11 protein-coding genes are annotated in these 11,980 nt (G+C 44.1%); 5 read left to right on the top strand and 6 right to left on the bottom strand.

What is annotated here, in order from left to right; translation table 11 throughout:
* Positions 1 to 15: 15 nt before the first annotated feature.
* On the bottom strand, positions 16 to 819 hold the full coding sequence (truA, locus tag PQ469_RS07690; protein ID WP_274212421.1) for a tRNA pseudouridine(38-40) synthase TruA: 804 nt from the start codon (positions 817 to 819) through the stop codon (positions 16 to 18).
* A 197-nt stretch (positions 820 to 1,016) separates the two neighbouring features.
* Between truA and PQ469_RS07685 the strand changes: the two genes are divergently transcribed.
* Positions 1,017 to 1,193 carry a hypothetical protein gene (locus PQ469_RS07685; protein ID WP_274212420.1) on the top strand — a complete coding sequence of 59 codons (177 nt, stop codon included), beginning with the start codon at positions 1,017 to 1,019 and terminating at the stop codon, positions 1,191 to 1,193.
* Positions 1,194 to 1,283: 90 nt separating this feature from the next.
* Positions 1,284 to 2,060 carry an exodeoxyribonuclease III gene (xth, locus tag PQ469_RS07680; RefSeq protein ID WP_274212419.1) on the top strand — a complete coding sequence of 259 codons (777 nt, stop codon included), beginning with the start codon at positions 1,284 to 1,286 and terminating at the stop codon, positions 2,058 to 2,060.
* A 241-nt stretch (positions 2,061 to 2,301) separates the two neighbouring features.
* Here the strand turns inward: xth and alaS are convergent, their stop codons facing one another.
* Positions 2,302 to 4,959 carry an alanine--tRNA ligase gene (gene alaS, locus PQ469_RS07675; RefSeq protein ID WP_274212418.1) on the bottom strand — a complete coding sequence of 886 codons (2,658 nt, stop codon included), beginning with the start codon at positions 4,957 to 4,959 and terminating at the stop codon, positions 2,302 to 2,304.
* A 221-nt stretch (positions 4,960 to 5,180) separates the two neighbouring features.
* Between alaS and PQ469_RS07670 the strand changes: the two genes are divergently transcribed.
* Both PQ469_RS07670 and PQ469_RS31375 read left to right on the top strand, forming a co-directional pair.
* Positions 5,181 to 5,396 carry an addiction module protein gene (locus PQ469_RS07670; protein ID WP_274212417.1) on the top strand — a complete coding sequence of 72 codons (216 nt, stop codon included), beginning with the start codon at positions 5,181 to 5,183 and terminating at the stop codon, positions 5,394 to 5,396.
* Positions 5,389 to 5,679, top strand: a complete 291-nt coding sequence (locus tag PQ469_RS31375) for a type II toxin-antitoxin system RelE/ParE family toxin (protein ID WP_443192803.1) — start codon at positions 5,389 to 5,391, stop codon at positions 5,677 to 5,679. The genes PQ469_RS07670 and PQ469_RS31375 overlap by 8 nt, the downstream gene beginning before the upstream one ends.
* Positions 5,680 to 5,980: 301 nt before the next feature.
* Here PQ469_RS31375 and PQ469_RS07665 read toward each other — a convergent pair whose 3' ends face one another.
* From PQ469_RS07665 to PQ469_RS07650, 4 genes are all read right to left on the bottom strand, one after another.
* On the bottom strand, positions 5,981 to 8,167 hold the full coding sequence (locus PQ469_RS07665; protein WP_274212416.1) for a DUF3858 domain-containing protein: 2,187 nt from the start codon (positions 8,165 to 8,167) through the stop codon (positions 5,981 to 5,983).
* A gap of 8 nt (positions 8,168 to 8,175) precedes the next feature.
* Positions 8,176 to 10,053, bottom strand: a complete 1,878-nt coding sequence (locus PQ469_RS07660) for a transglutaminase-like domain-containing protein (protein ID WP_274212415.1) — start codon at positions 10,051 to 10,053, stop codon at positions 8,176 to 8,178.
* A 199-nt stretch (positions 10,054 to 10,252) separates the two neighbouring features.
* Complete coding sequence (locus PQ469_RS07655) at positions 10,253 to 10,783, bottom strand: hypothetical protein (RefSeq protein WP_274212414.1); 531 nt, start codon at positions 10,781 to 10,783, stop codon at positions 10,253 to 10,255.
* Positions 10,784 to 10,834: 51 nt separating this feature from the next.
* Positions 10,835 to 11,497 carry an SH3 domain-containing protein gene (locus PQ469_RS07650; protein ID WP_274212413.1) on the bottom strand — a complete coding sequence of 221 codons (663 nt, stop codon included), beginning with the start codon at positions 11,495 to 11,497 and terminating at the stop codon, positions 10,835 to 10,837.
* Positions 11,498 to 11,625: 128 nt separating this feature from the next.
* On the opposite strand from PQ469_RS07650, the gene PQ469_RS07645 reads away from it, so the two are divergent.
* Positions 11,626 to 11,958, top strand: coding sequence for a hypothetical protein (locus PQ469_RS07645; RefSeq protein WP_274212412.1), 333 nt, complete (start codon positions 11,626 to 11,628; stop codon positions 11,956 to 11,958).
* The last annotated feature ends 22 nt before the right edge of the window (positions 11,959 to 11,980 follow it).

The raw sequence follows: 11,980 nt of genomic DNA, 5'->3' as shown, positions 1-11,980 counted from the left end.
TCAAGGTTTTAGGGGCTAATATTTCACTTCTGTTAAATACAACCCGCAGGCCGGTACGCTCATGCCCGCATTTGAGCGGTTTTTGCTTTCAATAATTTGCTTTACGGCTTCGGGCGGTATTTCTTTACGGCCTACCATCATCAGTGTACCTACTATGGCGCGTACCATGTTGCGCAAAAATCTATCGGCCGAAATATGGAATATCATGCCCTGTTCTGTTTGTACCCATTCGGCACGGCTTATTTTACAGTTATTGGTTTTTACCTGGGTATTTGATTTACTGAAACAGCTAAAATCAATATAGTCCATCATCATAGCCGCAGCCTTGTTCATCAACTCCATATCCGGCACATCGCGCAGCTGCCAGGAATATCCCCTTAAAAACGGGTCTTTATTAAAATGGACGTGGTACTGGTACGACCGCAACGTTGCATCGAACCGGGCATGCGCATCGGGACTCACAGCGATGATGTTTTTAATCGCGATATCAGCAGGCAGGATTGAATTGAGGCTGCGGATTTTAAGTCCATAGTCTATGGTCAATAGTCCATGGCTCTTTTCGGTCTCATAACCATGGTCTATGGACAATGGACTATCGACAACCTCTTCAACCACATCAAAATGAGCAAAAAACTCCTTGGCGTGTACGCCGGTATCCGTGCGGCCGCAACCTGTTGTTTCAATGGGTTGGCGCAGAATGGTGCTTAGCGCTTTGTTTAGCGTTTCCTGAACGCTGTGGGCATTTTGCTGAACCTGCCAGCCATGATAGGCGGTGCCATCATAAGCCAATTCAATAAAGTAGCGTTGTTTAGTCGTCACGCGGCAAAGTTAAATATTATCGCGGGGTTGCGGTTTCGTAATTTGGTCAAAGTATCCGGTAGTTGAAAACACTGGCAGCGTTCCACCAAACAAATAAATCAAAATACATCTCAAGGCCCGCTACCCAAACTTTCTATCCCTTCTAACGTCCTGTAACAAACCATCGGGAACGCAATCTTAATATATAAAATACTACCATGATCATCGTAAAAACCGACTCTTTTAGTACTCCCGCCCGGTTGGCGCTTTTTATAAACGAAAACAATATTAAACGCGAGGACATCCTGAGCATCACCGATGGCGCGCGTGGCTTAACCATCTTTTTCTACGGCGATTCGGAGATTGAAGAGATCACGCACGGATTATTCTCATAGCCGCAGCTTTCTACAAATAAATTTCAGCTTCCGACTAATTATGGCTTAATTTTCGCTAACTTTTTTACAAAAAAATCCAATTTTTACCACATGAAAATTGCCACCTATAATGTTAACGGTGTAAATGGCCGCCTGCCGGTGCTGCTGCGCTGGCTTGCCGAAACCGCTCCCGATGTGGTTTGCCTGCAGGAACTAAAGGCCCCCCAGGATAAATTCCCGTTGGAGGCCATTACCGGTGCTGGTTACAACGCCATATGGCATGGCCAAAAAAGCTGGAACGGCGTAGCCATCCTGGCCCGTAACAACTACGAAATTAAAGAGCTACGCAAGGGCCTGCCCGGCGACCCGGACGACGAGCACAGCCGTTACATTGAAGCCTTTATAAACGGCATTGTTATTGGCTGCCTGTACCTGCCCAACGGCAACCCCGCCCCCGGCCCCAAACTGGATTATAAGCTGCGCTGGTTCGAGCGACTTACCAGTCACGCATCGGGCCTGCTGGCGCATGGTGTGCCCGCCATAATTACGGGCGACTATAACGTAATGCCTACCGAACTGGATGTTTACAAACCTGAGCGCTGGCTGGATGATGCCCTCTTTCGCCCCGAAGTGCGCCTGGCCTTCAAAAACCTGGTCGACCAGGGCTGGACGGACGCCATCCGTAAACTATACCCCACCGAGGTGATCTATACCTTTTTCGATTATTTCCGCAACGCCTATGGCCGTAACGCCGGACTGCGTATTGACCATTTCCTGCTGAGCCCAGATGTTGCCGACCGCCTGCAATCCGCCGGCGTAGACCGTAATGTACGCGGCTGGGAAAAAACCAGCGACCATTGCCCGGTGTGGATTGAAATTGGGGAATAGTATCAAGTAGCTTCTTTTAGTATCAAGTAACGAGTATCAAGTATCAAGATAACTGCATGAAAAGTATCAGGTCGCAAGTATCAGGTATCAAGACCGCCACGGTAATATATCAGGTCATAAACCTATCATTGCGAGCGATAGCGTGGCAATCGCGAACTGTGCATGTCCACTATGTATAGTTAGCGATTGCTTCGTGCCTTATAATGACATGGTTTATCATTGGCATGGCTTATAATTTATACTACGCCACAAAACTTCTCGCCTTGGCCAATGCATTATCCAAACCGCTTACATCGCTGCCGCCGGCGGTTGCAAAAAATGGCTGGCCGCCGCCGCCGCCTTTTACTTCTTTGGCGAGTTCTTTTACGATGTTGCCGGCGTGCAGGCCTTTTTCTTTTACCAGGTTTTCGGCTATCATCACTGTCAGGCTGGGTTTGCCGTCAAAATCGGCTGCAAGGACCAGGAACAGGTTGGGTACAATATCTTTTAACTGGTAGGCCAGGTTTTTAATGGCTTCGGCGTTGGGCAGGGCTACTTTTTGGGCAATGAAGTTGATGCCATTAACAGCCTCTACTTTTTGTGCCAGTTCGTTTTTTAAGCCTGATGATTTCTCGAGGATGGCTTTTTCAATTTCTTTTTTCAGTTTGCTATTTTCGTCCAGCAGGCTTTCTATGCTTTTTGGCAGGTCTTTAGGGTTTTTAAGCAAATCTTTAAGCTGGTCGACCATGCGGCTTTGGTTGGTGATGTACACCTCGGCAGCAACGCCGGTTATGGCTTCAATGCGGCGCACGCCGGCGGCTACGGCGCTTTCGGCAATTATTTTAAAGAAGCCAATCTGCCCGGTAGCCTGTACGTGGGTGCCACCGCAAAGCTCCTTACTAAACTCATCTTCGAAAGTGATGACGCGTACATACTCGCCATATTTTTCGCCAAACAGGGCGGTTACGCCGCTGGTGATGGCTTCGGCATAAAGTACGCTGCGCTCTTCTTTCAGCGGGATGTTCTGGCGTACTTTTTGGTTTACGATAGCTTCAATTTGCGCCAGTTCCTCATCGGTAACTTTGGCAAAATGCGAAAAATCGAACCTCAGGTAATCGCTGTTTACCAATGATCCTTTTTGGTTTACGTGGCTACCCAATACCTGTTTCATGGCGGCATGCAACAGGTGCGTGGCCGAGTGGTTGGCATTGGTTTGCCCGCGCAAAGCAGGGTCAACAATGGCAGTTAAAGCATCCTCAATATCCTCGGGCAGGTTATCTACATGGTGAACAGTTAAACCGTTTTCTTTTTTGGTATCGGTTACCAAAATGATGGTACCATCCGGGAAAACCAGCTCGCCCTTATCACCTACCTGGCCACCGCTTTCGGCATAGAAAGGTGTTTTATCCAATACAATCTGGTATTGCTCTTTACCTTTGGCCGTTACCTTGCGGTATTTTACCACATGGGCAATGGTTTCGGTTTCATCGTAACCGGTGAAGATGGATGTTTCGTCGTCTTTTAGCGTGACCCAGTCGCCGGTATCAATGGCACCGGCAGAGCGGGAGCGAGTTTTTTGTTCTTGGAGGGCTTTTTCAAAGCCTTCGATATCTACAGCCCAACCTTTCTCGCGAGCCATTAATTCAGTTAAATCAATTGGAAAACCGTAGGTATCTGACAATTCGAAAGCAAGCGCACCTGGTAGTACTTGAGTATTATCAGTACCCCAAATTGATTCACCTACGATATTATTATTTAAATATTGTATTCCTTTTTCTAGGGTCCTTAAAAAAGCTGTTTCTTCCTCCAAAATCACCTTCTGCACAAAATCTTTCTGACTGTAAAGGTTATCAAACACACCTTTAAACTGATCTGCCAATAAAGGCACCAACTGGTTAAAGAAAGGTTCTTTAAAACCTAAAGTCTGATAGCTGTAACGCACAGCACGGCGCAGGATCCTGCGGATTACGTAACCGGCTTTATTACTTGCAGGTAACTGCCCATCGGCAATGGCAAAACTGATAGCGCGGATATGGTCGGCCAGTACACGCATGGCCACGGCTTCGTTCCAATCGGCATCGCCGGGTTTGGCGGCGCTATTGTATTTTTTACCGCTTTTCTCCGCAATAAACTGGATCATCGGCTGGAATACATCCGTATCGTAGTTGGATGTTTTGCCTTGCAGCACACGCACCAAACGCTCAAAGCCCATACCTGTATCTACATGTTTGGCCGGCAATGGCTGTAATGCGCCGCCTTTTAAGCGATTAAACTGCATGAACACGTTATTCCATATCTCTATCACCTGGTCATGGTCGGCATTAACCAGCTTCGCACCGTTTACTTCGGCACGCTCGCTATCGGGGCGGCTATCGTAATGAATTTCGGAGCAAGGGCCACAAGGACCAGTTTCGCCCATTTCCCAAAAGTTATCCTTTTTGTTGCCGGGCAATATGTGGGCTTCATCAACAAACTGCTTCCACAGGTCGTAAGTTTCGGTATCTTTTTCAAGACCTTCCTTTTCGTCGCCTTCAAAATAGGTAACGTACAGGCGGTCTTTGGGTAGTTTGTAAACTTCGGTCAACAATTCCCAACTCCAGGCTATGGCTTCTTTTTTAAAGTAGTCGCCAAAGCTCCAGTTGCCCAACATTTCAAACATGGTGTGGTGGTAGGTATCAATACCTACTTCTTCCAAATCGTTATGCTTGCCGCTTACGCGCAGGCAGCGTTGGGTATCGGCTACGCGGGTGGCCTTGGCTGCTGCTTCGCCCAAAAATATATCTTTAAACTGGTTCATCCCCGCGTTGGTAAACATCAGGGTTGGGTCGTTTTTAATTACAATTGGTGCCGAAGGAACGATAACGTGTCCCTTTGAAACAAAAAAATCAAGAAAAGCCTGGCGTATTTCGGTAGCTGTCATAGTGTGCAAATGTAGTTATTAGTCCGAAAGTGGGAAAGTCCGAAAGTCAGAAAAGTCCGGAAGTTGGGAAGGGTTAACTCCAGACGACGACTTTTCGGAGTTCCCGACTTCCGGACTAACAACTCCAGTTACTTTTCTGACTTTCCGACTTGCGGACTTTCCGACTCTCCGAACTCAAAAACTACTTTTTTAAATTTGCTAAATAAAGATTAAATTTGATTATGGAGACGCTAACAATTGACATTCAAAATGAACAGGAAAAAAAAGTACTCCTGGCTTTTTTAGATAGCTTAAACTATCAATATCATACCGACGATGATTACCAGTTAACTGATGAGCAGGAAAAAGAAATGGTTAAGCGTAAAGAAGATTTTTTAGCTGGTAAAACCACGTCCCGTCCGTGGAGCGAAATCAGGAGAAAGTACGAAGGTGTTTGAAATTGAGTTGCTTTTACAGGCCGAAGACGAACTTTCTGAAGCCTACGATTGGTATGAAGAACAACTCCCTGCTTTAGGAAAGAAGTTTTTCAAAGAAATTGACTATTATTTATCCCGGATATCTAAAGACCCATTCCATTTCCCTATTAAATATAAATCGGAACTGCGGGCTGCATCTTTAAACAAGTTTCCATTTCTGATAATTTATTGGGTTGATGAAATCGACCATAAAATTTTCATAACTTCTATTTTCCATACAAGCAGAAGGCCTAAATATTCCTGATCTTATGGATTTTAAGGTTTGTGAAGGAAAATTCCAGCCTTCCGAAGTCTATAAAACCTTGTAAGTCTTTCGCTGGCGTGTTACCCCCCTTTATGATTTCGTAATTTTGCCCCTATAATAAAACGCTTACAAAACGCTGATTATCAGCATTTTTTATTAATACAAATATGTCATTGCGAGGCACGAAGCAATCCCCGACATGCTAAGTCCCACATAGTTCGGGATTGCTTCGTTCCTCGCAATGACGGTTCTTTTTTAAAGTTCGTTCAAGATATTTTATGATCTTCCTCTAACTCAAACCCTACTTCTTCTCCAGCAAAATCTTCTTAGCGTTATAAGCCGCGGCCGCATCAATCATTTCGACCAGCGCGGGCCAGTCGGCGGCTTTTTCGAAGTTGTGGGTGTAGGCACGGGTTACTACAATATTTAATGTGTTACCGTTTATGCTTGCGGTTGATGAGAATGAGCCAGTTTTGTTCTCTTTTTTAATGTTCAGCTCTTCTACTCCTTTGGCTGTATAGCCCTGTGGGATAGCCAGCGATATAGTATATTTAAAACTGCGGGCGCAGGGCATGTAAACGTCAATAGTGCGCTTGCGTTCGGTGTCGTCCAGTTTGTAAAAACCGCCAGTGAGTTTGCCAACGTCAACCAGGTAATTGTTGCCTGCTTTTTTCACCATGTTGTTAAGCACAAATGATGAGCTGTACTTAAACGCAGGGTTGGTATTCTCAATAGCCGGGTCGATGATCCTGCAATCCTTTACTTCGGTTGGTTCCTGGTCGTATTTACCTTTAATTTCGGCGGTAAAGGCTTTTAACTGGTCTTTACGTTGCTGCTCAAAGGCATTTGAGTACTCGTCGGCTTTGTGTTTGCCTTTTATTCTTTTTGATAGTTCTTCGCCTTTTATCAGGGTTTGTAAACCTTTGTCAATATCGCCGGCCGGCAACAGGGATTTTTGGTCTTCAAGACGCATGAAACCGCTTTCGCTTACCTGCCGGGTAATTTTTAGCTTTTGCATATCTGTTGACAGCAGGTTTACCTGTAGCTGTTCGTCAATAAAATTTTTATCGCTGGCTGAAACTGATAACGAGTCGTCCTTTTCGGTAAAGGTGTAGTACTTGTTGGTAATGCGGTCGGGATTCAGGGCAATTACCTTTTCGCCTTCAAAACGCTCTGGTACTTCGCCAAAATGGGTAACCACATTGTCAAAACTCATAAAATAGGTTTTGGCCCTTTTTATGCGGATGATAGCATCAAAATCGTTAAATGTAAACATGTTATCGAGCGTATTGCTGATGCGTGATGCTACCATTAACACATCATGGTTAATGCCCAATTGGGTAAGCATCATACTCATGCCAATGGCAGCCGGCACACTGCGGGCGCTGCGATAATTCATCCCGTCAATATTTTCAAGCTCGTCACCGTCGTAGTTGCAAAACACCTGGAATTTCCATATATCATACAACACCTTGAATACGCTATCTGCGGCGTTATTTTTAAATGGTTTGCCGGTGTTAAAATAATCTTTGGTGCGTTTTTCGGCTTCATTAAAGCCGGAGTACTCCTCAAACGAATATTTAAACGCTTTTTTAATGGCCACCGCACGTGTATCATATGATGCATCGGCGCCGTTGTTAAATGTACTGCCAATTTCGATATAGGGATACTGGCGCAGGGCCGATACCCATATGTTACTTTGGTATTTAGGCATATTATGCAGCTTAAGGCTCAGCACCAGGTCGCCATCGGCATTGCGGCCGCCATCAAAATGCGGGGCGCCATTGGCATAAATATATTTTACGTCTGTTTTTTTATTGTACTGAAAATCGAGGCTGTAATACAAAACAGGGTACTCATCGGCAAGTACAAAAATATCGTCGTTATTTTTATAGGATGCGTTTTTGCTGTTTTCGTCAACATCAACGGTACTTACATAATAATCTAAAATATCGCCCACCTGCAAACCGGGGATGGCCAGTTTGCCCTTTTGGTCTTTGGTTTCGTTTTTAGTTAAAACCTCTTCGCCGGTATTAACAATTACCTCGCTACCGTTTGGCTTAACAATTTTTGCACCGATAAATGTATTATTGGTACTCACAAATTTGGTAAGGAAGAAGGACACGGTTTTATCCAGCTTTTTTTGATACTCCAGGGTTGAGTAATCTTCCAGCGATACTTTATCGTTAATTTTTACACGCTCGTGAAAGGTTTTGAGTTTAACGGTACGCAGGCTTGCAGCGGCGGTAATAATTAAAAACTTTATTTTGGTATTTGATGTACGGTTAAGGCTAAACGACCGTGCCAGCACAACAGCGCTCTCTTTGCTCAGGCTATCGGGCACTTTGGTAACTTTAAACTCGGGCGCGGTGGTACCCCAGATTTCTTTTTGTAATTGGGCGGCCTTTTCGGCATAAGGCACATTGTCCTGTGCAAAGGTTAAAGTAGTAATGAATAAAAAAAATAGTGAAAGGTAAAGTGGTTTCATTTAATATATCAGTTTGTAGGTTTTAGGATCAGGGTATCGTTGTAAGCCTTGCCCAGCAGTTCCACATCGTGGTTCCATTGCTCAAACCGGGTTTTGGGCAAGCTGGTATTTTTAATAAGCAGGCTTTTTTTGTACACCAGTTTGTTGGTCAGTTGGGTGTAGCTGATGTGAAACTCATAATCGGGGTTCACAATGTTCAAATCGGCAGGTATGGTTGCGGCTTTGTAGTTGGCAGGAATATCCAGCTCGGTTTGACTGTTGATGTTCATTTTATAGGCAAACCAATAATCAAGCTTGCGCACGGCGGGTTTAAAAGTAAAATCGGCCAGTTCCTTCTGGCTGTCGATATTGATGTAATAATCCTTACTAAACACGTTTACCGCATTTTTATGCTCCAGGTCAAACGCGGCTGTCAAATCCTTATCAGGGTTGGCAGTGCTGCTTAGCTTCAGGTTGTTAATGGTGTAATCGTTATTATCATCGGCCAGGTATTTCACCATAGCCTTATCCGTATTTTCGTGTTTAATGCTGTTTAAGCCGCTTAAAATACTTTCCTTATCCTCGCCCTTCCAGGTATAATTTACCTTGCCTACCAGGCTGGTGCCGCTTACACTCAGCTTGCTCAGTTGGTTGGTTGAGTTTTGTGAGAGCGGGGCATAAGGTATTTTATTCAGGATGTATTTATCGCCGTCTTCCATTAAAACCTGCCGGCCCTGTATGCGTTCGGCATATTCATTAAGGCTAAGGTAGCTTTCGGTTGCATCAAGGTAATATATTTTCCCTTTGTAATTTAAGGCACATATCATGTGGTTATCAACTGCCATTGATGGGGTTTGGTAATCATAGGCAATGTGTTTGGTACCCAGCCAGCACAGTCGGGCATCATAACCCTGCGATACCAGCAGCGCCTTGGTTAAATTGGCCATTCCCTTGCAATCGCCATATTTTTTGCGCAGCACTTCGTCGGCCTTCTCGGGCTTAAAGCCTGCCATGCCATCTTCAAAGGCAATATACCTGATGTTATCCTGTACATAATAAAATATGGCTTTTATCTTGTCTATATCGGCAGTAAGGCCGGCAGTTAATTCCTTTGCCTTCGCGCTGATTACGGCTTGATCGCCTGCCACATTTTTAACCAGCTCGCGGTACCAGGCATACTGATCGGCAAGGGAGCCGAAATAGGTGATCTGCTTGCCGCCCGGCGCCGCCGATTTACACAACACCAACAGGTGCGGGTAAATATAGGTTGGGCCGGGGCTGTTGGCCTCGCGTTTCATGGCCGGAATATTTGTAAACGAATAGGTGATAACATCGGCATCTTCGCCAGAGATGTATTCGGTGTTTTTTTTTATCCCGAAGGAGTTAAAGTTCATTTCTTTAATACCTACCTTCATCCAGCGCGGAATTTTAAGGCTTACCTCGCCCTGCTGTACTATTGCCGCATCCGAAAAATAGATGGAGGTAAAATACCTGGGGTCATTCAGGGTTTCTTCAAAAGTAACCGTGCCGATGCTTCCTTTTTTGGGCATATCCATCGGGAAGTAGCAAATTTTTGCATCCGAGTAAAAAACATCGTCCTGGCTGTAGTAGGTATAGGTTGGCTTAAACGACCGCAAGTTATGGCCATCAACCTTGCAAGTTACGGCATCAATACTGGTGTTATCGTTATAAAATTCAGATACCGGGTAGCTTACGCCGTAACTATTGCTCACGTAGGTATTACTCAGTTTCTCCTTAATTTCTACACGATTGGCCTGGCCGTTCCATTTAAACTGGTACTCATTTTTTAAGGCGGTTATAGTTACCAGCGAATCGCCTTCTAAAGCAAACGCCCCCAGGGTAAACAGCATACAGCAGGCGTACGCAATCAATCGTTTAAAAATCATATAATTAATCAGAGGATGAAATATAATACTATTATTTGAATTTCGGGGTTGGAAATTTCAATTTGGAATTTGTTATCCATCCTTAAAAACAACCGGGGCACAAACGGATAAAGTATTGATTACCCGTAAAAAAGTCAGTCATTGCTTGGTACCAATGACGGGGGGTATCCAACCATCAGCTCTCCAATCTTGATACTGACTACTTGATATTATTTAAATACTCCTTTGGTATCGGGTTGTCTTTTCGTTCTCCGTCAAAAAACCAGGCCAGTATCCAGAAACGGGTACCATCGTTAAACAATTCGATGCTGTTAATACCTCGCTCAATCACGGGGCCACCGGCAAAATTGCGCGATTCGTAAGTGCTAAATACATGATAAACGCTGCCGAAATGTTCTACCTTACGAGAAATCTCCCTTTCGTCAAAACCATCGCGCGAAAGCATATCATCCGACCGGCGGTGATATTCTTTCAACGTCATATAACCAAATTTTTGTTTGCCTTGCTTATCAATATATCCCGAGCCTACGTGGGCATTGGCAATATGCAGCAGGCTATCGCGCTCGTAGCTTACCTTCTCCCCTTTTTTTACCGTTACTACATCATAATAGGCTTTCATGATACCGTCAAGGGTACTCACGTTATCGCCATATTTGGTTACAACCTGTGCAGTAGTAAACTGCAGCAAACCTATAGTTAAAAACAGGGTTAGAACGGTTAATTTTTTCATGAACAGGAGATATGGTTAGACAGGTTTAAATAAAATCGAATTTAAACAATATCAGTCACAATCGTACGATGATATTTTTATCACACCTGCTTGCTGCTGTTCAACTTTAATGTTTTGCGCAGCATCTGCATTTTTATGTAACACCTTTTCAAAAAGCATCGCTTCATCCAGGCTAATGTTCTTTAAAAGCAGTTTGTGGTCGGCACAGCCGTCAAAATAGGTCTCGGTAGTCACGGCCCCGTTTTTGTAATAAATACTTGTTTCTTTGGTTCCTTTTTTGGGTATCCTTTTCGCAATTTTTAAAACCCCGTAGTTACGCTTAAGGTATGCATCTTCCGTTTCTACAAAGCCGTGATCATCCATTTCTAACGCAGGCATAGCAGACAGATAGCCATTAAACAGGAACCCTTTTTTACCGTTAAACTCCGCCTTTATCCACTTACCATTCAGTTGGTAGGGTTCTTTTAAAGCTGTGGTGTTAAAATCGACCGTTAAGGCCTTAGCTTCTCCCGCTGATTTAACAGGCTTTACAATGGTTCCGTAAGGAATGGTTGCAATGGTTTTGCTCTTGTCGTCGGGATTGCTTTTCAAGTTTACCCCAGCCAGCAACCATACTTTTAGCGATTTGGCCGTGGTATTTGCCTGTGCCACAGCTTTAATGTTGATACTCACGAATAGCGCAGAAACTACTATAATTGCGATAAGTTTTTTCATAGGTAAAAAATACAATGTTATAACAGGCTAAAGATACATAGCTAACATTTATTTAACTACCATAAAATAATAATTAAAACGTTAGTTACTATTTAGTGTTACCCTACTGCACCACAAGCATATACAGTATGATAACCGCCAAAATAATCCGCCATCGGCATAAATTCCACCATTATATTAACGACGATCTTAAGTCGGTTAAAGAGGAAACTTTTTTTAAAATAGTTTTTTCAGATCCCGCAGAAATGGACATGTTTAAAGACTGGATAAAGCAACACGGCGGCGATTACGATTACAATAAAGACGAAAGCCGCCAGGAAGGTAAGTTCCCGGCGGTCCCGATGTTTCATGATGAAATTTGTTGGTGCGATATCATGACCTACTACCTGATGCATGTAGCAGGTTATACCTTTTACTCAACCATTCATCCTTATAAAGGCGAGGTATACACTAAAAATTAGCTATTAACTTCAATATTATCTT

The organism is Mucilaginibacter sp. KACC 22773 (assembly GCF_028736215.1).
Taxonomy (GTDB): Bacteria; Bacteroidota; Bacteroidia; order Sphingobacteriales; family Sphingobacteriaceae; genus Mucilaginibacter.
This window is presented reverse-complemented; position numbering and strand designations above follow the sequence as displayed.

What these genes read in the sequence shown, in the direction of transcription:
- alaS (WP_274212418.1), bottom strand. Translation starts at nt 4,959, where the DNA reads ATGACAGCTACCGAAATACGCCAGGCTTTTCTTGATTTTTTTGTTTCA.
- PQ469_RS07665 (WP_274212416.1), bottom strand. Translation starts at nt 8,167, where the DNA reads ATGAAACCACTTTACCTTTCACTATTTTTTTTATTCATTACTACTTTA.
- PQ469_RS07645 (WP_274212412.1), top strand. Translation starts at nt 11,626, where the DNA reads ATGATAACCGCCAAAATAATCCGCCATCGGCATAAATTCCACCATTAT.
- PQ469_RS07650 (WP_274212413.1), bottom strand. Translation starts at nt 11,497, where the DNA reads ATGAAAAAACTTATCGCAATTATAGTAGTTTCTGCGCTATTCGTGAGT.
- PQ469_RS07655 (WP_274212414.1), bottom strand. Translation starts at nt 10,783, where the DNA reads ATGAAAAAATTAACCGTTCTAACCCTGTTTTTAACTATAGGTTTGCTG.
- xth (WP_274212419.1), top strand. Translation starts at nt 1,284, where the DNA reads ATGAAAATTGCCACCTATAATGTTAACGGTGTAAATGGCCGCCTGCCG.
- PQ469_RS07685 (WP_274212420.1), top strand. Translation starts at nt 1,017, where the DNA reads ATGATCATCGTAAAAACCGACTCTTTTAGTACTCCCGCCCGGTTGGCG.
- PQ469_RS07660 (WP_274212415.1), bottom strand. Translation starts at nt 10,053, where the DNA reads ATGATTTTTAAACGATTGATTGCGTACGCCTGCTGTATGCTGTTTACC.
- PQ469_RS07670 (WP_274212417.1), top strand. Translation starts at nt 5,181, where the DNA reads ATGGAGACGCTAACAATTGACATTCAAAATGAACAGGAAAAAAAAGTA.